This is a genomic window from Streptosporangium roseum DSM 43021, from assembly GCF_000024865.1.
In the GTDB taxonomy this organism is placed as follows: domain Bacteria; phylum Actinomycetota; class Actinomycetes; order Streptosporangiales; family Streptosporangiaceae; genus Streptosporangium; species Streptosporangium roseum.
Genome location: NC_013595.1, coordinates 1,877,680 through 1,899,577, shown reverse-complemented (window position 1 = coordinate 1,899,577; position 21,898 = coordinate 1,877,680). Strand labels below are relative to the sequence as shown.

Genomic DNA, 21,898 nt, shown 5'->3' with positions numbered 1-21,898 from the left:
CCGATGCCCGGTCAGGCCGCCGTGGCCATCTTCCGCAGCCGGGCCAGCGCGTCCCGCTCGATGCGGCGGGCGCGGTCACGGCCGATGCCGTAGCGCTCGCCGACCTCGGTCAGCGTGTGCTCGCGGCCGTCCATCAGGCCGTAGCGCCAGCGGAGCATCTCCCGGGTCTGGCCCTCCAGCCCGGTCAGCCACTGCTCCAGGCGCTCGCGCTCCAGGATGTCCATGGCCTGCTGCTCGGGATCGGCCCACGTCTCGTCGGCGATCATGTCGCCGAGCTCGGTCTCGTCCTCGTCGCCCACGCCGAGCTGGAGGGAGACGGGGTCGGAGGCCCAGCGGCGGAGCTCGCGGACCCGCTCGATCGGCAGCTCCAGCACCGCGGCCAGATCCGCGTCCGTCGGCTCCTGGTCGAACTCGGCCAGCATGTCGCGCCGGACCCGCATCAGCCGGGTCATCTGCTCACCGGCGTGGGTGGGCAGCCGGACCGGCCGGGCCTGCTCGTGGATCGCCCGCCCCACGGACTGGCGGATCCACCAGGTGGCATATGTGGAGAACTTGTAGCCGCGCCGGTAATCGAATTTCTCGACCGCCCGCACCAGGCCCAGGTTTCCCTCCTGGACCAGATCGATCAACGGCATTCCCCTGCCGGAGTATTTGCGCGCGACCGCCACCACAAGACGTAGATTGGCCTGGATGAATTCATCCTTGGCCCGCTGCCCCGAAACAGCAAGCCGTTCGAGCTCCTCGTCGGCGGCGTCCGCGATCCGCGGCTCCGCCAGCCCACCGTCCAGCAACTGCTCCGCGAAGAGACCCGCCTCGATCCGCTTGGCGAGCTCGACCTCCTCCTCCGCGGTGAGCAGGGGGACCCGCCCGATCTCAGCCAGGTAGGTCCCGAGCAGGTCTCGATCCGAGACGTGCTGATCCTGCGTCCGATTCCCCGTCGGCCTTGCCATCCGATGGCACCTCGCTCCGCCTGCTTATGGCATGCCCGCACGCTCGCCCAAAGCCCCGCGCGTGCGGACATGTCGCTTGCCTAATCAACGCTCGGATCAGGGCAAAGATTCCCTAAAAAAGTACGCCCGGAGAACGGTTTTGAATTTCCTCCCTAAGGAGGATGTCTTCGAACGTGACGTCACAGGCATTGCGGCTGCCCCTGCTCGCGGGGTTTCAAACCAGGCGGTGGCCCTCCTTCCACACCTGCGCCGCCAGCGGTACCCCCGGCCGGTAAGCCAGATGGACGTAGGACGGGGCGTCCAGGATCACCAGATCGGCGCGGGCCCCCACCCTCAGCGTGCCGACGTCGTCGCGGCGCAACGCCATGGCTCCGCCGTACGTGGCGGCCCTGACCGCCTCCAGCGGTGTCATCCGCATCTCCCGGACGGCCAGCGCCAGGCAGAACGGCATGGACGAGGTGAAGGAGGAGCCGGGGTTGCAGTCGGTGGCCAGCGCGACGGTCACCCCGGCGTCCAGCAGCCGGCGCGCGTCCGGGTACGGCGAGCGGGTGGAGAACTCCGCGCCGGGCAGCAGGGTGGCCACCACTCCGGCCGAGGACAGCGCGGAGACGTCCTCGTCGGTCAGGTGGGTGCAGTGGTCGGCGGAGGCGGCGCCCATCTCGGCGGCGATCTGCGCGCCCGGCCCGTTGCCCAGCTGGTTGGCGTGGATCCGGGGCAGCAGCCCGGCCTTGGTCCCGGCGAGCAGGATCTCCCTGGTCTGGTCGGCGTCGAACGCCCCGCGCTCGCAGAACACGTCCACCCACCTGGCGTACGGCGCGCAGGCCTCCAGCATCTCCCCGGTGACCATGCGGACGTAGTCGTCGGCGGAGGGGGCGTCCGGCGGGACGACGTGCGCGCCCAGATAAGTGGTCTCCCGGGTGAACCGCCGGGCGATCTCCAGGGACCGGCGCTCGTCCTCGACCGTGAGGCCGTAGCCGCTCTTGATCTCGACGGTGGTGGTCCCCTGGGCGAGCATCTCGGTGACCAGGGCGGCGGTCCGCTCCGCGAGAAGGGCGTCGCCGGCCGCGCGGGTGGCCGCGACCGTGGTGCGGATCCCGCCGGCGGTGTAGGGCTCCCCCGACATGCGGGCGGTGAACTCCGCGGTGCGGTCGCCGGCGAAGACCAGATGGGCGTGGCTGTCCACGAACCCGGGGATCACGCAGCGCCCGCCCACGTCCACGCGCTCGTCGGCGCCGGGGTCGGCACCGGCGGTCCCGGTCCATACCACCCGGCCGTCCTCGACCACGATGGCGGCGTCCTCGATCTCCTCCCGCTCCGGATCACCGGTGTAGAGCAGTCCGATCCGGTCGAGAAGCGTGCTCACCGGTCCCTCACCCCTTCCTGTCCGCTCCGCGCTCACGCGCTCTCCCCCCGCGCCTCGGCGATCGCCTCGCCGAGCAGCGCGCCCACGTCGCCCAGGACGTGCCGGCCCTCGGCGACCACATGGCGTCCGCCCGACACCACCGAGTGCACGTCGGCGGCCGTCGCGGCGAAGACCACCGTCTCCGCGGCGCCGCTCCGGGACGCGCCCGCCGTACGGACCGAGTCCAGGCGCACCGACACCAGGTCGGCCCACGCGCCCGGCACGAGAGTGCCCGCGTCGGGGAAACCCAGGGAGGCGTGCCCCGCCGCGGTGGCGGCCTGGAGCAGCTCGGCGGCCGTCCAGTGGCCACGCCGCTCGGTGGCCAGCCGCTCGTCCAGCTCGACCGCGCGGGCCTCCTCGAACAGGTCGATGACCGCGTGGCTGTCGGAGCCGAGCGTGATCGGCGAGCCCGCCTCGGCCATCGTCCTGGCCGGGCCGATGCCGTCGGCCAGGTCGCGTTCGGTCGTCGGGCACATGCAGACGCGGGTGCCCGACTGGCCGAGCAGCGCGATGTCCACGTCGGACACGTGCGTGGCGTGCACGGCGGTGGAGCGGGGGCCGAGCACGTCGTGCTCGCTCAGCACCTGGACCGGGCTGGCGGCGTACATCTCCACGCAGGCGGCGTTCTCGGCGCGCTGCTCGGACACGTGGACGTGCATCGGGAGCGCGTGCTGATGGGAGAACCTGCTGACCGTCGGCATCTGCTCGGAGGGGACCGCGCGGACCGAGTGGACGGCCACGCCGATCTCCACGTCCTGCGCGCCGCGGTAGGCGGCCGCGAGGGCCTCGACCCGCACGGCCCACCTGTCGGCGTCGCCGTCGCCGAAGCGGAGCTGGGTGCCGGCCAGCGGGGTGCCGAAGCCGCCGCTCAGGTAGCAGGCGTCCAGCAGCGCGATGCGCAGGCCGGCCTCCCGCGCGGCCTGGACGAGCGCGTGCCCCATGACGTTCGGGTCGTCGTACGGCCGGCCTCCCGGGCCGTGGTGAAGGTAGTGGAACTCCCCGACGCTGGTGACCCCGGCCAGCGCCATCTCGGCGAACGTGGCTCTGGCCAGCCTGAGGTAGGAGTCGGGGTCCAGCGTGGCGGCCACGCCGTACATCTGCTCGCGCCAGGTCCAGAAGCTGCCCTTCTCCCGCTGCGTCACCCCGCGCAGGGCGCGGTGGAAGGCGTGGGAGTGCGCGTTGGCCAGTCCGGGGACGGTCAGCCCGCCGAGCCGGACGGCTCCGGCGGGAGGGTCGGCCATGCCCGGGGTTATCTCGGCGATGCGCGAGCCCGAGACCCGGACGAGCACCCCCGCGACGACCTCTCCGGGCGGTAACCAGGCCAGCTCGCACCAGTAGTTCAGCTCCGGCACAGCTCCTCCAGGGCGGTGGCGAGGGCGGCGACCCCCGCGTGGCAGTCGGACATCTCAGCGTGTTCGTCCGGGGAGTGTGAGATTCCCGTTGGATTGCGGACGAACACCATCGCGCTGGGCACACCTGCGGACGCCAGGATCCCGGCGTCGTGGCCGGCCCCCGTCGGCAGGACGGGCGCGCCTCCCAGGACCGCTGCGAGCCGCTCCCGCAGAACCTCGTCGAAGTCGACGACGGGGGTCCACGACTCGGCGCTGACCTCGGCCCCGGAGAACTCGGTCAGCTCTGCGACCAGCGCCCGGACCGCGTGCTCGTCGCCGCCCCGGGCGTCCAGCCAGGCGCTGACCAGGCCGGGGATGGCATTGGCGTTGTTGGGCGACACGCGGAGCCTGCCGAAGGTGGCCACCACGCCGCCCCGCTCGGCGGCCTGGCGGGCGTGCAGCACGGTCCGGGCGAAGGGCAGCATCGGGTCGTCGCGGTCTTCCAGCCGGGTGGTGCCCGCGTGGTTGGCCTGGCCCCGGAAGTCGAACCGCCAGCGGCCGTGCGGCCAGATGGCGGCGGCCACGCCGACCGGGGCGTCCCGGTGGACCAGGTCCTGGCCCTGCTCGACGTGGAGCTCCACGAAGACGCCGACGTGCTTGAGGGTCTCGTCGTCGCGGCCCAGCTCACCGGGGTCGCGTCCGGCCCGGCGCAGCACCTCGGCCATCGAGTCGCCCCCGTCGTCGGTCAGGCCACGGGCCCTGTCGGGGTCGAGCGCGCCGGTGAGCAGCCGGGAGCCCATGCAGGGGACCCCGAACCTGGCGCCCTCCTCGTCGGTGAAACAGGCCACCCCCAGCGGGCGGGGAGGCTCGAAGCCCTTTGCCCGCAGCGCGTCGAGGGCGGCGAAGGCGGACACGACCCCGAGGGGGCCGTCGAAGGCGCCGCCCTGCCGTACCGAGTCCAGATGGCTGCCCGTGACGACGCCCGGCCTGTCCGACGGGTCGCCCCACCAGGCCCACAGGTTGCCGTTCCGGTCTTCGCGCAGGTCGAGGCCCCGTCTGGCGGCCTCCTGGCGGAACCACTGACGGAGCTCCAGATCGGCGGGCGACCACGCGTCGCGCAGGTAGCCCCGGGTCCGGCCGTCACGTCCGAGGTGCGCGATGGCACCCCACATCTCGTCGAACACCCCTCCATTATGTGAATGGAGTCATTCATTGGCGAACCCGCACCACCGTCAGCTCACGGGCCCGCCCACCGGGCGGACGGTGATCTCGGTGACGTGGGCGTCGGGAGAGGCCGTCACGGCCGCCACCACCGCCCGGGCCACCGACTCCGGGGCCAGGTATTTCTCCGGTTCGTAGGAGCCGTTCTCCTGGGCCCGCACCCCGCGCTGCATGTCGGTGTCGACCCGCCCCGGGTAGACCGTGGTCACCCTCAGGTCGGGCTCCTCCAGCCGGAGGGCGTCGGCGAGGGCCCGCAGCGCGAACTTGCTGGCCGCGTAGGAGCCCCAGACCGGGTTGGCCCGCTGCCCCGCCCCCGAGTTGATCATCACTACCTGGCCGCGGGCCGCGCGCAGGGCGGGCAGCAGCAGCCGGGTCAGCTCGGCCGCCGCGATCACGTTGATGTCCATCGTCCGCCGCCAGACCTCGACGGGGGTCACGGCGATCCGCCCCAGGGTCACCGTGCCCGCGCTGTGCACGAGCACGTCGAGCCGGTCGATCCCGGCGACGTCGGCCTCGGTGACGGCGGTGAGCTCCACCGGCCAGGGTCGCGCGCCGGGCAGCCCGGCGGCCACCTTGGCCAGCGCCTCGGCGTCCCGGCCGCCGAGCAGCAGGTCGTGGGTGGGGGCCAGGGCGTGCGCGATGGCGGCTCCGACCCCTCGGGAAGCTCCGGTGACCAGTGCGGTCGGTCGTGCGGACATGCAGGTCACCTTACTCCGGACCGCTCCAGCCGGAACCTGGAGGGCCTGTCCGGGCAGAACGCCGCAGGCGGGCCGCTCCCGCGGCCCCGCCGGGCGGAACGTGGCGGGCCTCGGGGCCCAGGAAGCCCGGCGGGGCGCCGTCGTCACGTCTGACCTCTCACACGATTGACACGATATACAAATTTTAATAAAAATTTGCACATGTCTTCCACGCGTGTTCTGCTTCTCGGCGTGCTGCTCGACGGCCCGCTCCACGGCTACGAGGTACGGCGCCGCCTCGAACTCATGGGCACCCAGCACTGGGCCAACGTGGCCTACGGCTCGATCTACCACGGGCTGGGCAAGATGGCCGACGAGGGCCTGCTGGAACGGATGGAGGAAGGCAAAGGTGGCAAGACCCTCTACGCGATCACCGACGTCGGCCGGGCCGAGTTCGGGCGGCACCTGCTCAGCCACTGGTGGGAGATCAAGCCGATCGTGGACCCGTTCCAGGTGGCGATCACCTTCATGGACCGGCTCTCGGCCGGCGAGCTGGCCTCGGCGATGGAGGCCAGGGCCGCCCAGCTCCAGTTCTCCATCGGGATGACCGAGCGCGCCATCGGCGGCAAGCAGGCCTACGGCGCCCCCCGGCACATCGACGAATGCCTGCGGCTCAACATCCTCCAGCTCAAGGCCCAGCTGGCCTGGGTCGGCGAGGCCGCCGAGAAGGTCAGGAACGGCGACCTTCCCTGAAAACCGGTTGACCTTCTCCCTACGGAAGGGTTCAGTCTCTCCTCCCGGACAGCCCTCTCGGAGCACCCCAAACTCGCCGGACTCCCGGCCCCCGCCCTCGAAACGGAGAATCATGATCATCGAAGCGCACGGGCTGCGCAAGACCTTCACCGCCAAGCGCGGACGGGGCAAGACAGAGGAGGTCGAGGCCGTCCGGGGCATCGACCTGAACGTCGGGGAGGGCGAGATCTTCGCCGTCCTCGGCCCGAACGGCGCGGGCAAGACCACCACCGTCCGGATGCTGGCCACCTTCACCGCCCCCACCTCCGGCACCGCCCGGGTGGCCGGGCACGACGTGGTGAAGGAGGCCGCGAAGGTCCGGGAGAGGATCGGCTACGTCAGCCAGGCCGGAGGCGTGGACGACAACGCCCCCGGCCGCGAGAGCCTGCTGCTGTCGGCGCGCCTGGCCGGGCTCTCCCGGAGCCAGGCGCACACCCGCGCGGACGAGCTGCTGGAGACCTTCAGTCTCACCGAGATCGCCGACCGCCCGGTGAGGTCATTGTCCGGCGGCCAGAAACGGCGCTTCGCGCTGGCCATCGGCCTGGTGAACCGGCCGCCACTGGTCTTCCTGGACGAGCCCACCACCGGCCTGGACCCGCAGAACCGCGCCAACCTCTGGGACGAGGTCCGCAGCCTTCGCGACCAGGGCACCAGCGTGCTGCTGACCACCCACTACCTGGACGAGGCCGACGCGCTCTGCGACCGGCTGGTCATCGTCGACCACGGCCTGATCGTCGCCGAGGGCACCCCCGAGGAGCTCAAGAAGGAGGTCGCGGGCGACGTCGTCACGCTCAGGCTCGACGACCTGGCCGCCGCCGGCGAGCTCCTGAACGCCCAGCCGTACATCAAGGAGACCCGGCCGGAGGACGACTGCCTGCGCGCCTACCTCGACGACGGCGAGCACAACCTGCCCGCGCTGCTCCGCGCCCTGGAGGCCGGCGGCCTGGCGATCCGGTCGATCTCCCTCGACCGGGCCACACTCGACGACGTCTTCCTGCGGCACACCGGCCGCTCCCTCCGCGACGCCGCCTGACCCCTGAGGACCCCCCCATGTTCCGACACACCATGCTGTTTCTCGGCTACGAGCTCGGCAACGTCCGCCGCAACCCGGTCTGGCCGCTGTTCGGCATCCTGCAACCCGTGCTCTACCTGCTGCTGTTCGCCCCGCTGCTGACCGGGATGGTCCCGGGCGGGACACTGGTCGACGCGCTGAGGATCTTCACGCCCGGCGCGATGATGATGATCGCCCTGTTCGGCTCGCTGTTCACCGGCTTCAGCATGATCAACGAGACCCGCAACGGGGTGCTGGAGCGGCTCGCGGTCAGCCAGGCCTGGCGTCCGGCGATCGTCCTCGGCCGCGTGATGAAGGACATGCTCGTCCTCGTCCTGCAGGCGCTCCTGGTGATGGGGGTGGCCGTGCTGATGGGCCTGCGGCTGCCGCTGCCGGCCCTGGGCCTGATGCTGCTGCTCATGGCCGCGACCGGCCTGTTCGCCGCCAGCCTCTCCTACGGCCTGGCGCTGGCGATCCGCGACGAGAACGGCATGTCGCAGCTCGTCCAGTTCTTCGCGCTGCCGCTGACCCTGCTCGCCGGCATGATGCTGCCGGTCTCGCTCGGGCCGGAGTGGCTGCAGACGGCCGCCCGGTTCAACCCGCTCTACTACTCGGTCGAGGCGGGCCGCTCCCTGTTCGCCGGCGACCTGTCCGACGGCACGATCCCGGTGGCCTTCGGCGTCTTCCTCGTGCTCGGCGCGCTCGCCCTGGCCTGGTCGGTCCGCTCGCTGCGCAGGCTCGCCGGCTAGGCCGGCGCGTTCGGCCGGTCGACGAAGACGCCGGCCTGGTCGATCATCCGTTCGTACTCCTCCAGCCGGGCCTGCGTCCGCAGCGGCGCCGCGTCCGCCATGGCCTCCACCAGCACCATGGCCAGGGCGAGCGGCGCCGCGTGCGAGTCGAACACCAGCCGCTCGCCGACCGGGGCGTCCAGGATCACGTCGGCCTCGAACGGCACGTCCGGCCGGTCGGTGATCACCGCGGTCCGCAGGCCCAGCTCCCTGGCGCTCCGCAGGGCCTGCACGGCCTCGGCCGGGTAGCGGGGCAGGATCACCGCGACCAGCCAGCCCGCTCCCGCCCGCCGGGCGGCGTGCAGGCCGTCGGCCAGCTCGGAGCCGCCGTGGGTCAGCAGGCGGACGTCGGGGTGGATCCGGCGCGCGAAGTAGGCGAACGTGGTGGCCAGCCCGCTCGACACCCGCAGCCCGAGCACCGGCAGCGGCTCGCACCCGGCCAGCCTGGCGCCCAGCTCCGCGACGGTCGAGGGGTCGGCCAGGCCGTCGCGGACCTTCCGCAGGTTGTCGACCTCCACGTCGATCGCGGTCTGCAGGTCGTTGGCCCGCGACGGGCTCCGGTCGCCCACGACGAAGGGCCGCAGCGCCTGCCTGAGCTCGGGGTATCCCGCGAAACCGAGCACCATGGCGAACCTGGTCACCGACGGCTGGCTCACCCCGGCCCGGTCGGCCAGCTCCACGCTGGACAGGAAGATGGCCTCGGCGAGGTTGTCGTCGAGGTAACGCGCGATCCGCCGCTGCACAGGCGACAGCCGCCGGCCCTCCAGAAGTCGATCGAGTGCGTCCCCCACGTCACCTCCAACCGCCTGATCGTCCACGGGCATTCCCGCCCCCGCTACCCGGCCCGGCGCACCGTCCGCGTGAGGACGGGCGCACCGGGCCGGGGCAGACGTCTTTCAGGACTCGCGCATCGGGACGCGGACGCCCCGCTCCTCCGCCACGGTGACGGCCCCGTCGTAGCCCGCGTCGACGTGACGGATCACGCCCATGCCCGGGTCGTTGGTGAGGACCCGGTTGAGCTTCTCGGCTCCGAGCCTGGTGCCGTCGGCGACGGTGACCTGGCCGGCGTGGATGGAGCGGCCGATGCCGACGCCGCCGCCGTGGTGGATGGAGACCCAGGCGGCGCCGGAGGCCACGTTGAGCATGGCGTTCAGCAGCGGCCAGTCGGCGATCGCGTCGGAGCCGTCGGCCATGCCCTCGGTCTCCCGGTACGGCGAGGCGACCGAACCGCAGTCGAGGTGGTCGCGGCCGATCACCAGCGGGGCCTCGATCTCGCCGGAGGCCACCATGTCGTTGAACCGCTCACCGGCCAGATGGCGCTCGCCGTACCCGAGCCAGCAGATCCGCGCGGGCAGGCCCTGGAAGTGGACCCGCTCCTCGGCCATCCGGATCCACCGGGCCAGCGGCTCGTTGTCGGGGAACAGCTCCAGGATCGCCCGGTCGGTCTTGGCGATGTCCTGGGCGGATCCGGACAGCGCGGCCCAGCGGAAGGGGCCCTTGCCCTCGCAGAACAGCGGCCGGATGTAGGCGGGCACGAAGCCGGGGAAGTCGAACGCGCGGGCGTAGCCGGCGAGCTGCGCCTCGCCCCGGATGGAGTTGCCGTAGTCGAAGACCTCGGCGCCCGCGTCCTGGAAGCCGACCATAGCCTCGACGTGCGTGGCCATGGCCTCGCGCGCCTTCGTCGTGAACCCGGCCGGGTCCTTCTCCCGCTCGGCGGCCATGTCCTCGAAGGCCACGCCGATCGGCAGGTACATCAGCGGGTCGTGCGCCGACGTCTGGTCGGTGACGATGTCGATCTCGGCACCCCGGCGGAGCAGCTCGGGCAGCACCTCGGCCGCGTTGCCCTCGACACCGATGCTCAGGGGCCTGCGCAGGTCACGGGCCTCGTAGGCCAGGCGCAGCGCCTCGTCGAGGTCCTTGGCCCTGACGTCCAGGTAGCGGTGCTCGATCCGCCGGTCGATCGACCTGGGGTCGCAGTCGACGCAGATCACCACGCCGTCGTTCATGGTGACGGCGAGCGGCTGGGCGCCGCCCATGCCGCCGAGCCCGGCGGTCAGGGTGATCGTCCCGGCCAGGGAGCCGCCGAACCGCTTGGCGGCGACCGCGGCGAAGGTCTCGTAGGTTCCCTGCAGGATGCCCTGGGTGCCGATGTAGATCCAGGACCCGGCCGTCATCTGCCCGTACATGGTCAGGCCCGCGGCCTCCAGGCGGCGGAACTCCTCCCAGTTCGCCCAGTCGGGCACGAGGTTGGAGTTGGCGATGAGCACCCGCGGCGCCCACTCGTGCGTGCGGAAGACCCCCACCGGCCGGCCGGACTGCACCAGCAGCGTCTCGTCGCCCTCCAGCGTGGTCAGGGTGCGGGTGATCGCGTCGAAGGAGCGCCAGTCGCGCGCCGCCCTGCCCGAACCGCCGTAGACGACGAGCTGCTCCGGGTGCTCGGCCACCTCGGGATCCAGATTGTTCTGGATCATGCGGAGCGCGGCCTCCTGCGGCCACCCCTTGGCGGTGAGCGTGGTGCCGCGCGGCGCGCGCACGATCCGGCTGCCGGTCATGACCGAGCCTCCCCATCAAGACTGAATGAATGCATTCATATTTGTCACCTGGAGGCTACCGGTCAACCCGGAGGAGGGGGCATCCCGGACAGTGCACCCGGGATGCCCGTTTTCCAGATGCCGGTCCGACCCTCACCCTGGCCCTCGTCCCGCACGGACTGGACCGGAGATCGGACACGGCGGGCGCCCGATGGACGCCCCCAGACGAAGGAGAGGCTTCGCACAGGCCGGGATGCCCGGTTTCCTGGACGGCCAACCAGCCAGCGGAGCTGGTGTCCGAATTATCCCGTTACGTTCCATGCGAATTTGCGTCCGGAGGCACAGACCGCGAGCTCGGATCTACGTCGGCAGCAGGAACTGGGTGGCGGCCAGCTCACGGTAGAGATCGTCGCCGTCGAGGAGCTCACTGTGGGTCCCGACGGCCCGCACCCGGCCCGCCTCCATCACCACGATCCGGTCGGCGGTGGTCACCGTGGACAGGCGATGGGCGATCACCAGCACGGTCGTCTCCCTGGCCACCTCGGCGATCACCTCGCGGAGCCGCAGCTCGTTGACCGCGTCGAGCTGGGAGGTGGCCTCGTCGAGCAGGAGCAGCCGGGGACGGCGCAGCAGGGCGCGCGCGATGGCGACCCGCTGGCGCTCACCCCCGGAGAGCATGATCCCGCGATGACCGACCTTGGTCTCCAGCCCTTCGGGGAGCCGGGCGACCAGGTCCTCCAGCCGGGTCAGCGCGAGCACCCGCCGGATCTCGGCCTCGCCCACCTCCGGCGCGGCGAAGACGAGGTTCTCCCTGAGCGAGCCGTCCAGCACCGGCGCGTCCTGCTCCACATAGCCCAGGGAGGCGCGCAGCCGGCCCAGCGGCCACTGCCCGATGTCACGGCCGTCGACGGAGATCGTCCCGGACTGCTGCTCGTAGAACCGTTCGAGCAGGGCGAAGACCGTGGACTTGCCCGCCCCGGACGGGCCGACGAGCGCGGTCATGCCGCCCGCCGGGACCGTAAAGGAGACGTCGTGGTGGACGACCGGCCGGTCGTCGCCGTAGCGGAAGGCCACGCCCTCGAAGCTCACCCCCGCCGGAGCCGTGCCGACCGTGCCAGCCGCGTCGGCGGCCTCCTCGGCGGGGAGCTCCTCGATCTCGCGGATCCGCTTCACCGCCGCCAGGCCGTTCTGCATCTGGGTGACGCCCTGGACCATCTGGCCGATCGGGGCCACCAGGTAGAACAGGTACAGCAGGAAGGCGATCAGCGAGGAGACCTCCAGTGCGCCGGAGGCGACCCGGGCGCCGCCCACGCCGAGCACGGCCACGAAGGCGAGCTGCGCGGAGACCCACGCGGAGATGCCGGCGATCGAGGTCCACCAGGCGACCGCGACGCCCCGGTCCCGCGCCTCGCGGGCCGCCGCTCCCACCGTGGCGATCTCGCGGTCCTCGGCGCCGCTGGCCTTGACCGTGCGGAACGCCTGCAGGACCCGGTCGAGCACCGCGCCCATCTCGCCCACCGCGACCTGCGCCTGCGTCGAGGCCCGCCGGATGCGCGGCATGACCAGGCCCACGAGGGAGCCGACCAGGATCAGGACCGTCAGCGTGATGAGCAGCAGCAGCCCATCCATGATCGCCATCATCACCACGGCGCCCACAAGCATGAACACCGCGCTGACCGTCTCGACGACACCGTCGGTGAACACGGCCCGGAGCAGGGTGGTGTCCGAGGTCACCCGCGACAGCAGGTCGCCGGGCTTGAGCCGGTCCACCTCCGAGACCCGCAGCCGCAGCATCCGGTCCACCAGGCTCCGCCGGGCGGAGAACACGACGCCCTCGCCCATACGCTCCAGCACGTATCTGCCGAGCGCGCCGACGGCCGCGCCCAGGAGGACGGCGGCCGTCAGGCCGAGCACCGGCCCGACCAGGGAGCGCTGCTCGCCGAAGGCGTCGATGACCACCTTCGCGAGAAGCGGCATCGCGAGCCCGGCCAGCGAGCCGACGAGGCTGAGGACACCACCGAGGAGCAGGGCCCGTCTGTGCGGGCGGACGTAGGCGAACAGAAGTCGCCAGGAGGCGGTCTCGGGCAATTTCATCTCCTCTGAGCTGACGTGACCGGCCTCCGGCCGCCGTCCTTCCTATCTACCGCGCGCGTGCTCGCGCCGGGCGCTCCGCCTGGATCCGTAGACGAAAGTCGATGACGTCAACATAAGTTGACAGCAAAGCGCCTGTCAACCCAAGTTGACCCCAGAGGGCCCGGCGAGTCCTCCAGAACACGGTCCCACTCCCGCCCCGGTGACCCGCCGGTGCCGATGTGGTCGCCCCGGAGCGGGGACACGTCCGTGGCCGTCAGCCCGGCCGGAACAGTGGCAGGTGAGATCGGACCGGTTGCCCGGAATGTGAAGGGGTTGCTAATCTCGCGACGGCGCGACAGGCGCGTGATCGCCGTATGACGAGGGAGGTTGATGAATATGACTGCCACCGGCTCTGTTCAGCATGCCCTTGTCCGGGTCGCGCGAGGCTAGAACGCGGCCCGGTCGTCCGAACGACCAGGAGCGTCACGTGTCTTCTTTCATCTCACCGATCGATACCGATCTGACCACCGGCCGCCTCATCCTGCGGACCTGGACCACCGACGAGGCCGACGCCGTCCTGAACGGCGCCCGGCCCGCGCACTGGGCCGAGGACTTCCCCGCGGAGGGCGACCACGTCATCGCCGGCCTGTTCGCCGAGCACCCCGCGTGGCTGGGCGAGTACGGCCACCGTCAGATCATCGAGCGCGCCGGCGGCCTGGTCGTCGGCGCGATCGGCCTGTTCTGGCCGCCCGGCGACGGCACCCTCGAAATCGGGTACGGCGTGGTGGCCTCCCGGCGGGGCCGCGGCTACGCTCCCGAGGCCACCCGGGCTCTGACGGAGTTCGCCTTCACCGCCCCGGGCGTCCACACCGTGTACGCCAACGTGGAGCTGTCGAACCCGCCCTCGGTCCGCGTGCTGGAGAAGGCCGGCTTCCAGCGGTGGGACTCCGGGGAGGGCCCCGAGGAGGGCACGGTCCGGTACCGCGTCACGTCACCGGCCCCTGACCGGCGGTGACCCAGGGGATCGGCGGCGGCATGCCGCCGCCGATCCCGCACCGTCGCGGCCGGGACCGCCGTGACGAAGCCCCCTATGCGGGGGTCAGGACCAGGCACGCGTTGCTGCCGCCGAAACCGAAGGAGTTGGACAGGACGGGGGCGGCGGCGATGGAGCGGGGCTCGCCGTGGACGATGTCGACCAGTTCGGCGGCCGGGCCTCCGGTGAAGTTGGCCGTCGGGGGGACGAGGCCCCGGCGGGCCGACAGCAGCGCGATGACCGCCTCCAGCGCCCCCGCGCCGCCGACCAGATGGCCGGTCACGCCCTTGGTGGAGGTCACCGGGGGCGTGCTTCCGCCGAAGCAGTCGTGCAGTGCGATGGCCTCGGCGCTGTCGTTGTGCGGGGTGGAGGTGCCGTGCGCGTTGACGTGGCCGACGTCCCCGGGGGTGAGTCCCGCGTCGAGCAGGGCGGCGCGCATGCAGTCGGCCGCGACGGAGCCGTCCCTGAGCGGCGCCACGATGTGGTTGGCGTCGCAGTTGGCCGCGTAGCCGCTGACCTCGCCGTAGACGCGGGCTCCCCGCGCCTCCGCGAGGTCGGCGCGCTCCATGACGAGGAAGGCGGCGCCCTCTCCCATGACGAAGCCGTCCCGCTCCTCGTCGAAGGGCCGGCACGCCTCCGCGGGCGAGTCCATCCGCTCCGACAGCGCCCCGACCCGGGCGAAGGCGCACATGGCCAGCGGGGAGAGCAGCGCGTCCAGGCCCCCGGCCACCGCGGAGCCGACCACGCCGGAGCGGATCGCGCGCAGCGCCTCCCCGATCGCCGTGGCCCCGCTCGCGCAGGCGGTGTTGAAGGTCAGGCAGGGGCCGCGGCAGCCGTACCGGATGGCGATGCGCGCGGCCGTCGAACTGGACATCAGCGTCGGCACCGCGTGGACAGGCACCTTCTCCCTGCCGAGCGTGTGGCCCACGATCAGGCTCTCCAGCGCGGCGAACCCGCCGCCTCCCGTCCCCACGTAGACGCCGCGGCCCTCCTCCGCGGGCAGGCCGCCCGCGTCGGTGACGGCGTCGGCCGCCGCCGCGAGGCCGATCTGGGAGGTGCGGTCGAGCGTTCTGAGCTCGCGTCCGGTGAAGTAGTCGAGCGGCTCGAACGGGGCCAGCGGGCAGCCGATCGACACCGGTGTCTCCTCCACGGCGAGTGCCGGGATCACGGTCGCGAGCGACTTGCCCGCCAGCACCGTGGCGAACGCGTCCCGGACCGTGTTGCCCGCCGGGCTCTTGACTCCCAGACCGGTGACGACGACGCGCGTCACCGGGTCGCCAGCGCGGCGTGCAGGATGCCCGCCATGTCGGCGACGGTCCGCGCCCCCGCGAAGTCGCTGGGTTCGAGCTGGATGCCCAGCTTCTCCTCGATGATGACGGCGATCTCCACCCATTCCAGGCTGTCGATCTGGTGGTCGGCGATGGTGGCACTGGGCTTCACCTGATCGCTGGGCACGCTGAGCACCTCGGCGATCGCGGACCGGACTACGGATGTGGCTGAATCGAGGGTTGCCATTCGCCCGCCTTTAAAAGTAAAGGGATCGATCCACTCGGGTCCCCGCAATGCCCGGACTATAGCGAAACAGACATAAGTTCTGTCTATGCCCTACCAGGCTAAATTCTCGAAATTTCCACTCATTTAGCGATGGTTCACCGCTCGGAAAAATCCACCAATCCGGAAACAGCCCGGCGGCGAACAGGGGACCGGCGGGTCCGGCCGGATCCTTTTCCTCCCCGGCCCCACCGGGCCGGTCACACCCGTGACCGGCGGACGAAAGGCCCAGCTGACACGTGCCTCCTCCACCCCGTGAACGGGGTGGCTTCTCAGACTGCTTGCGCGTTCCGAAGGGCCGGCCGCCCGGCCCTGAAGAGGTTGATCTCCGCGTTGACGTCGGCGTGCACGGTGTGGGCGCACGCCCTGCAGACGGACCCGGCTTGGGTGGAGCGGTTCTCCCTGGCGCGGTGCCCGCAGCGCGGGCAGGTGCGGGAGGTGTGGGCGGGGTTCACCGGGACCAGCCTCCGCCCGGCTTATCCGGCTTATCCGGCTTATCCGGCTTTGACGGGGAGGATGCCCAGGCCCCCAGCTCGCGTCCAAAATGCTCCGGTTGAGTCCGGACTTGGCGGCTGGGTTGCGAGGGGTGAGTGGAGTGGCCAGGGACCGGCCCATCCGCGCGGCACCGTACGGGGTCGAAGGTCAAAAGCGCAACGAGAGGTGAGCGGACTGGCCCAGGGCCGCCCCTTTCGTGCCACGCCATACGGAATGCTCCCCGCTGCGCGGGCGGAAGAGAGGGCGCCGCGGAGTTTTTCCTTGATCTGCTGGGATTGGACGTCCTATAGCACCGCTAATCCCAACAGATCATGGAAAAATCCTGATCACTACCGCTCCCGGGGCTCATCGGCGCCCGCTCTGCCTCACCCGATCCACCACCGCCCCCTCACCAGGCCTTCCCACCCGCCCACCGGCCGGCTCCTCCTGAGCACCCCCCAGGACCATGAGACACCGGCCCGCACGGATGAAGCGGCCCCCAGCCACCCCACCTGCCCTCGTTGCGCTTTTGACCTTCCACCCCAACACGGCGCCGCGCCGTTTGACGGCGAACGACTCCGACACCACCCCCGCCCCCGGTCCCGGCCTCACCCTCACCCTCGGCCCCGGCCCCGGCCCCGGCACCGGCACCAGCACCAGCACCAGCTACTCGTACATCACGCCACTGGACGTGGCCGGCGGCTGCGCCGTTGGGCAGGCGCTTGCCCGCCCCGTCGAATTGAGGAACGGTCTCCGCCGGGCGCCCCTGTCTCGCGGATCGGCTCGCCGTACATCCGCGAGACACCGGCGCCCGGGAACCTCCGGCCGGGTCAGCCGCGGCGGCGGACGCCGTACTCCCTGCGCATCTCGGCCACGGTGTCCAGGATCTCGTCCTGGGTCCTGAGCAGCTTCGCCTCGGCCTCCTCGGTCCGCCCCTCGGCCACCAGCCGGCGGTTGCCGGTCCGGCTGCCCAGCTTCCGCTTGGCCCTGGCCTTCATCTCACGCAGATTGAGCTTCTCGATGAGACCCACGATCCACACTCCTTCGGCAGGCAGGACCGTCGCCTGCCCGCCAGACCCCCGAATATGCGTCCCAGGACTTTCCCGGTCGCTCTTGAGCCCCTCGCCTCATCACCCGGCCTGACCCCAGCCGCCCAACCCGGCAGCTTGCGGCGTGCACGCGCAGAGACCCTCGAACGGTCCGCTGATGAGGGAGGGTCCGTCCGGGGCTGGAGATGAACGGTCGAGGCAGGGCGGCGTAGAGACTTCCGTACGGCACAAGCCGGAGGCGACGACGCTAGATGGGAACCCACCCCAGCGGAGAGGCGCGCCTGAGCTTGGCGGCCGCGATCAGTTTGGGTACATGTGACGCGTCACTGGAGGTTACCTTCGCGGGTCCGCTTCCGATGGCGGCGGTAGCGACCACGAGAGCGCCGACCACGCATTCATGCCCGTCCAGACCCGCGTCCTCAAGCAGGCGAGCGGCGAGGTCGGCGACCTCCTCGGAGGCGGGGACCACCGTCAGGCACGACCGCTGCCAGGCCAGACGCCTGCCCACCTCACCGGCACGGCGTACCTCCGCAAGGGTCACAGCACTTATCGCGGGGACGAACCCTTCCTGCCGGGCCACCGCGATGCGTGCCACGATCCTGGGATCGTCCTCACCGAGGAGAGAGAACGGCTGAGCGTCGAGGACGAACAGAGGCGTGGGGAACGCGGCCTCCGGTGGCGTGTTCCGCCCCTTTACCCGCCGTGCCACGCGCGCCTGGCTTCTTCCAGATCCGCTCCGGTCAGAGGAGCGACCCTGCTCTCGTGGTCCTCCACGATCTCCTGGGCTTTCAGAAGCGCGAGTCCGTACTCGACCGCCTGATCAACGAAGTGGGAGAACCCGCGAGGGCCTGTCCGGGTCTCGACCTCCTCAGCCACAGATCGGCGCAGAGTCACCGACTTCTTGATCGTTGGATCTGCGGGCTGAGGTATGGCCATGCCCCAACTATGCCACCACCAGTGGCATAGCCGGCGTCTCTTTCCAATCTTCCGTCAGTCGGGGTCGGGGACGTCGTCGTAGTCGGCGCCGTACTCGGCGTCGCCCTCGTCGGCCCGGCGGAGCTTGATGTCCTCCACCCAGGCGTAGGAGAAGCGCCTGATCTCGGCGATCCGAGCCTCGTCCATCCCGTAGGCCTCGAACTCCTCGTCCGCGATCAGGTCGACGAACTCCAGCCGCATCACCAGCTCGGCGAGGGAGAACTCCTCGTTGTGCAGGCGGGCGAGCTGCTCGAACTCGCGGAAGCCGTACAGGTGGGAGACCGAGGCGATGTCGATGACGTCGCGGGCGAGGCTGCGCTCGTGCAGGGCCCGCATCTTGAGTCCCACCGCGTCGTCCAGGGAGACGACGGACAGGTCTCCGACGATCACGGGCTGCTGCTGGAAGGCCTCCCGCAGCAGGTCGAACTCGCAGCTCTGCTCGGTCACCGGATCGCTGACCACCAGGCGGCCCATCCGCGGTGTGACCTCGACCACGGTGACCTCCAGCCCGGCCTCCCCCAGCGCCTCGGCGACCCCCTCGGCGACCTCGGGCAGCGGCAGCTCGGCGGCGGTGGCGAAGTCGAGGTCGTTGCTGGGACGGTCGGTGAAGCCGTGGGCGTTCATGGCGTAGCCGCCGGCCAGGACCAGGCCGAACCGGGCGCAGGCCGGCAGCACGGCCTGGAGCATCCGCTGCTGGAGGGGAGGCAGGAGCATCATTCCCACCCCAGCGCGGCGATCTTGCCCTCCCAGGCTCTGCGGTAACCCGGCCCGAGGCCCCGGCGCAGGGTGGGCCAGTCGGCGACCAGGAGCCCGGCGTTCAGATAGGACTCGGCGTCGCCGCGGCCGCCGCCGGTGATGACCGCGCGGTACAGGCTCATCCGCAGCAGCGGATTCAGCAGGTCGAACTCGGTGAGCCCCGACCAGCCGAGGTGGACCGGCAGGGCGACCACTCCCGTGGCCGGGCCGCGCAGGTCCGCCAGGGAGTCGGGGACCCGTCGCTCGACACCGTCCCAGCGGGATGGAAGGGCACTCACGCCTCCCAGTATGCCCGTCCGCTCACCGCCGGATCCTGCGCCGGGTGGAGGGCAGGTCGTGGCGTCCGGAGACGAACTCCTGGAAGGCGATCTTGGCGCGGATCACCGGGCGGCGCCAGCGCTCCTCGCGGCGCTCGGCCCTGGCCATCTGGCGGGGCCGGGGCCGCCGGGCGCCAGGCGCCATGAACCAGTGGGCCCAGGGCGATCCCGGGCGGGCCAGCCGCAGGGCGCCGGGGATCAGCAGGATCGGGATGAACAGACCCGCCAGGCCGGTCCAGATCTTCCCCTTGAGCAGGGTGACCACCGCGAGCGCGAGGTTGAGCACGATGACCCCGGCAGTGAGCCACGTCCCCTGCGGCGTGCCGTCGGAGCGTTCCCAGCCGAGCGGGCGCAGGCCGAGCAGGAGCAGGCCGGTGATCGCGATCGCGATGAACACCGCGTCGACCGACGTGCGGCCCTCCGCCTCCCAGTAGACGTCGTGCAGGTGCAGGATCAGCGCGAACTCGTCCAGGATCAGGGCGGCGCCGATGCCGAAGACGGCCGCCGTCACCGCGTACCAGGTCTGCGAGATGCCCGACACGATCAGCCCCGACACCCCGCCGAGCATGGTCAGCACCACGCCGAACACCACGTGGTGGATGTGCATCTCACCGACATTGACGTTGCGGAACCAGCCGATCTTGGCCCGGATGAGCCGGACGTTGATCCGGGTGAACACGAAGGCGCCGATCAGCGCGACGAAGAAACAGAACAGCGGCAGCCGCCCTGTGTCCACGATTCTTTGCCGTAACAGATCTCCCACTGGTCCACCAGATTATGCGAGAAACCCTCGCAGCAAGGCTGCTGTCCCCTCAAGATGTTCGGCGACCGCCCGCCGCGCGGCCTCGGGGTCCCCGGCCAGGATGGCCGTGACGATCGCCTCGTGCTGGGCGGCGGCGTGCTCGATGTTGCGCTGAAGGACGGGGATCGCGTTGAGCAGGTCGGTGACCCGGAGTCTGGCGTCGGCGCAGGTCGCGGCGAGCAGCGGGGAGCCGGTCAGCTCGGCGATGGCCAGGTGGAAGGCCGTGTCGAGGCGGCGGTAGTCGTCGGGCCCGGCCGAGTTGACCTCGCGCAGGCGCTGCCGCAGCGCGTCGCGCCGCGCCCCGCTCAGCTCCGCGGTGGCCAGCACCTGGGCGGCGCCGCACTCCACGGCCATCCGGAAGGTGAGCGCGTCGGCCAGGTCGTCGTCGCCCATGTCGGCCACGGCCCTGCGCAGGTCTCCCTGGCCGGGGCGGGGCGGGGCGTAGGTGACGAAGGCGCCGCCGTACCTGCCGCGCCGCACGGTGAGGTAGCCCGCCTCCTGCAGCGCGCGGATGGCCTCGCGCAGGGTGACCCTGCTGATCCCGAGCTGCACCGCCAGCTCCCGCTCCGGCGGCAGCTTCTCGGTCACCACCCCGAGTTTGATCGCCTGGAGCAGGCGTTCCACGGTCTCCTCGAACGCGTTCCCCGCACGCACCGGCCGAAGCACGGTCGTCAGTCGCGGCGACTCGTCCAATCTCACCTCCACCCTTGACAACGGATCCTCACATGGAACTCAATGGTCTGACACTAGCCCAATAAGACTCCGGCGAGGAGGGCGGCGTGGACGTCAGCGAGCTTCGCGACGAGGTGGGGGCGGGACGGATCGACACCGTGCTGCTGACGATCGTCGACATGCAGGGCCGCCTGCAGGGGAAACGGCTGTCCGCGCGCTATTTCCTGGAGGAGGTGGTGCACCACGCCTCCGAGGGGTGCAACTACCTGCTCGCGGTGGACGTCGACATGAACACCGTGGACGGCTACGCGATGTCGTCGTGGGAGCGGGGATACGGCGACTTCGTGATGCGGCCCGACCTGTCCACCCTGCGCCGGGTGCCGTGGCAGGAGGGCACCGCCCTGGTGATGGCCGACCTGGGGTGGGAGGACGGCTCGGACGTGGCCGCCTCGCCCAGGCAGATCCTGCGCCGGCAGCTCGGCAGGCTGGACGGGCGGGGCTGGGGCGCCTTCGTCGGGACCGAGCTGGAGTTCGTGGTCTACAACGACACCTACGAGGAGGCCTGGCGGCGCGCGTACCGGGACCTGACCCCGGCCAACCTCTACAACGTCGACTACTCCATCCTCGGCACCTCCAGGATCGAGCCGCTGCTGCGCAGGATCCGGCTCGGCATGGAGGGCGCCGGGATGTACGTCGAGTCGGCCAAGGGCGAGTGCAACCTCGGCCAGCACGAGATCGCCTTCCGCTTCTCGGACGCCCTCACCAGCTGCGACAACCACGCCGTGTACAAGAACGGCGCCAAGGAGATCGCCTCCCAGGAGGGCATGTCGATCACCTTCATGGCCAAGCCGAACCAGCGCGAGGGCAACTCCTGCCACATCCACGTCTCCCTCCGCGACGGAGCCGGGGAGCCGGTCATGGCCGGCGCCGGGCCGTACGGGCTGTCGAAGGTCGGCGAGCACTTCATCGCCGGCCAGCTCGCCCGCATGCGCGAGCTGACCCTGCTCTACGCCCCCAACATCAACTCCTACAAGCGGTACGTGCCGGGCAGCTTCGCCCCCACCGCGGTCAAGTGGGGCGTGGACAACCGCACCTGCGCGCTGCGGCTGGTCGGCCACGGGCCGTCGCTGCGGATCGAGAACCGCGTGCCCGGCGGCGACGTCAACCCCTACCTGGCGGTCTCGGCGCTGGTCGCGGCCGGGCTGTACGGCATCGAGAACGAGCTGCCGCTTGAGGAGCCGCTCACCGGGAACGCCTACACATCGGGCGCGGAGACCGTGCCGCACACGCTCCGCGACGCGCTGGAGCTGTGGGAGGGCTCCGAGACGGCCCGTAACGCCTTCGGCGAGGACGTCGTGGCGCACTACGCGAACAACGCCCGGGTCGAGCTGACCGCCTTCGACGCGGCGGTCACCGACTGGGAGCTGTTCCGGGGATTCGAACGGATGTGAGC

At 71.2% G+C, this 21,898-nt stretch carries 23 protein-coding genes; 5 read left to right on the top strand and 18 right to left on the bottom strand.

The window, feature by feature from the left end; translation table 11 throughout:
- Positions 1-11 precede the first annotated feature (11 nt).
- From SROS_RS08585 to SROS_RS08565, 5 genes are all read right to left on the bottom strand, one after another.
- Positions 12-950 carry a sigma-70 family RNA polymerase sigma factor gene (locus SROS_RS08585; RefSeq protein ID WP_012888517.1) on the bottom strand — a complete coding sequence of 313 codons (939 nt, stop codon included), beginning with the start codon at positions 948-950 and terminating at the stop codon, positions 12-14.
- 214 nt (positions 951-1,164) lie between these two features.
- Positions 1,165-2,313, bottom strand: a complete 1,149-nt coding sequence (hutI, locus tag SROS_RS08580; protein WP_012888516.1) for an imidazolonepropionase — start codon at positions 2,311-2,313, stop codon at positions 1,165-1,167.
- A 32-nt stretch (positions 2,314-2,345) separates the two neighbouring features.
- Entirely contained in the window at positions 2,346-3,704 is a 1,359-nt protein-coding gene (locus SROS_RS08575; RefSeq protein WP_012888515.1) for a formimidoylglutamate deiminase, read from the bottom strand.
- Entirely contained in the window at positions 3,692-4,855 is a 1,164-nt protein-coding gene (locus tag SROS_RS08570) for an allantoate amidohydrolase (protein ID WP_012888514.1), read from the bottom strand. Before SROS_RS08570 ends, SROS_RS08575 begins: the two co-directional genes overlap by 13 nt.
- A 60-nt stretch (positions 4,856-4,915) precedes the next feature.
- Positions 4,916-5,602 (bottom strand): SDR family oxidoreductase, encoded by a 687-nt coding sequence (locus SROS_RS08565; protein WP_012888513.1) that lies wholly within the window; start codon positions 5,600-5,602, stop codon positions 4,916-4,918.
- Positions 5,603-5,803: 201 nt separating this feature from the next.
- Here SROS_RS08565 and SROS_RS45785 point away from each other — a divergent pair, with 201 nt between their 5' ends.
- The 3 genes from SROS_RS45785 (at position 5,804) to SROS_RS08550 (ending at position 8,173) form a co-directional block, all read left to right on the top strand.
- Positions 5,804-6,334: a PadR family transcriptional regulator gene (locus SROS_RS45785; protein ID WP_012888512.1), complete on the top strand. Its 531-nt coding sequence runs from the start codon at positions 5,804-5,806 to the stop codon at positions 6,332-6,334.
- 112 nt (positions 6,335-6,446) lie between these two features.
- Positions 6,447-7,406 carry an ATP-binding cassette domain-containing protein gene (locus SROS_RS08555; protein WP_012888511.1) on the top strand — a complete coding sequence of 320 codons (960 nt, stop codon included), beginning with the start codon at positions 6,447-6,449 and terminating at the stop codon, positions 7,404-7,406.
- 17 nt (positions 7,407-7,423) lie between these two features.
- Positions 7,424-8,173 carry an ABC transporter permease gene (locus SROS_RS08550; RefSeq protein WP_012888510.1) on the top strand — a complete coding sequence of 250 codons (750 nt, stop codon included), beginning with the start codon at positions 7,424-7,426 and terminating at the stop codon, positions 8,171-8,173.
- Here the strand turns inward: SROS_RS08550 and SROS_RS08545 are convergent.
- From SROS_RS08545 to SROS_RS08535, 3 genes are all read right to left on the bottom strand, one after another.
- Positions 8,170-9,003, bottom strand: coding sequence for a MurR/RpiR family transcriptional regulator (locus tag SROS_RS08545; RefSeq protein ID WP_245564590.1), 834 nt, complete (start codon positions 9,001-9,003; stop codon positions 8,170-8,172). The genes SROS_RS08550 and SROS_RS08545 overlap by 4 nt on opposite strands.
- Before the next feature lie 105 nt (positions 9,004-9,108).
- A complete protein-coding gene (gene hutU / locus SROS_RS08540) occupies positions 9,109-10,764 on the bottom strand; it encodes a urocanate hydratase (protein WP_012888508.1) in 1,656 nt (551 codons plus the stop codon).
- Between the two features lie 339 nt (positions 10,765-11,103).
- Positions 11,104-12,837, bottom strand: a complete 1,734-nt coding sequence (locus SROS_RS08535; RefSeq protein ID WP_043651598.1) for an ABC transporter ATP-binding protein — start codon at positions 12,835-12,837, stop codon at positions 11,104-11,106.
- A gap of 466 nt (positions 12,838-13,303) precedes the next feature.
- Here SROS_RS08535 and SROS_RS08530 point away from each other — a divergent pair, with 466 nt between their 5' ends.
- Positions 13,304-13,831, top strand: coding sequence for a GNAT family N-acetyltransferase (locus SROS_RS08530; protein ID WP_012888506.1), 528 nt, complete (start codon positions 13,304-13,306; stop codon positions 13,829-13,831).
- 73 nt (positions 13,832-13,904) lie between these two features.
- Here the strand turns inward: SROS_RS08530 and SROS_RS08525 are convergent, their stop codons facing one another.
- The 10 genes from SROS_RS08525 to SROS_RS08485 all read right to left on the bottom strand — a co-directional run bounded on the left by SROS_RS08525 (position 13,905) and on the right by SROS_RS08485 (position 20,427).
- A complete protein-coding gene (locus SROS_RS08525) occupies positions 13,905-15,119 on the bottom strand; it encodes a beta-ketoacyl-[acyl-carrier-protein] synthase family protein (protein WP_012888505.1) in 1,215 nt (404 codons plus the stop codon).
- Positions 15,116-15,304 carry an acyl carrier protein gene (locus tag SROS_RS52755; protein ID WP_245564589.1) on the bottom strand — a complete coding sequence of 63 codons (189 nt, stop codon included), beginning with the start codon at positions 15,302-15,304 and terminating at the stop codon, positions 15,116-15,118. The genes SROS_RS08525 and SROS_RS52755 overlap by 4 nt, the downstream gene beginning before the upstream one ends.
- Before the next feature lie 368 nt (positions 15,305-15,672).
- The gene (locus tag SROS_RS47270; protein WP_169369274.1) at positions 15,673-15,855 is read right to left on the bottom strand and encodes a zinc ribbon domain-containing protein; all 183 of its coding nucleotides are present in this window, start codon (positions 15,853-15,855) and stop codon (positions 15,673-15,675) included.
- 849 nt (positions 15,856-16,704) lie between these two features.
- Positions 16,705-16,905, bottom strand: coding sequence for a CsbD family protein (locus SROS_RS50820; protein WP_012888503.1), 201 nt, complete (start codon positions 16,903-16,905; stop codon positions 16,705-16,707).
- A gap of 265 nt (positions 16,906-17,170) precedes the next feature.
- The gene (locus tag SROS_RS08510; RefSeq protein WP_012888502.1) at positions 17,171-17,632 is read right to left on the bottom strand and encodes a PIN domain-containing protein; all 462 of its coding nucleotides are present in this window, start codon (positions 17,630-17,632) and stop codon (positions 17,171-17,173) included.
- Complete coding sequence (locus tag SROS_RS08505) at positions 17,617-17,859, bottom strand: hypothetical protein (protein WP_012888501.1); 243 nt, start codon at positions 17,857-17,859, stop codon at positions 17,617-17,619. Before SROS_RS08505 ends, SROS_RS08510 begins: the two co-directional genes overlap by 16 nt.
- A gap of 54 nt (positions 17,860-17,913) precedes the next feature.
- On the bottom strand, positions 17,914-18,612 hold the full coding sequence (locus tag SROS_RS08500) for a nucleotidyl transferase AbiEii/AbiGii toxin family protein (protein ID WP_043655049.1): 699 nt from the start codon (positions 18,610-18,612) through the stop codon (positions 17,914-17,916).
- Positions 18,612-18,932, bottom strand: coding sequence for a hypothetical protein (locus SROS_RS08495; RefSeq protein WP_012888499.1), 321 nt, complete (start codon positions 18,930-18,932; stop codon positions 18,612-18,614). The genes SROS_RS08500 and SROS_RS08495 overlap by 1 nt, the downstream gene beginning before the upstream one ends.
- A 22-nt stretch (positions 18,933-18,954) precedes the next feature.
- On the bottom strand, positions 18,955-19,707 hold the full coding sequence (locus tag SROS_RS08490; RefSeq protein ID WP_245564588.1) for a hypothetical protein: 753 nt from the start codon (positions 19,705-19,707) through the stop codon (positions 18,955-18,957).
- A gap of 39 nt (positions 19,708-19,746) precedes the next feature.
- Entirely contained in the window at positions 19,747-20,427 is a 681-nt protein-coding gene (locus SROS_RS08485; protein ID WP_425358631.1) for a FadR/GntR family transcriptional regulator, read from the bottom strand.
- 125 nt (positions 20,428-20,552) lie between these two features.
- Here SROS_RS08485 and SROS_RS08480 point away from each other — a divergent pair, with 125 nt between their 5' ends.
- Positions 20,553-21,896, top strand: a complete 1,344-nt coding sequence (locus SROS_RS08480) for a glutamine synthetase family protein (protein ID WP_012888496.1) — start codon at positions 20,553-20,555, stop codon at positions 21,894-21,896.
- The last annotated feature ends 2 nt before the right edge of the window (positions 21,897-21,898 follow it).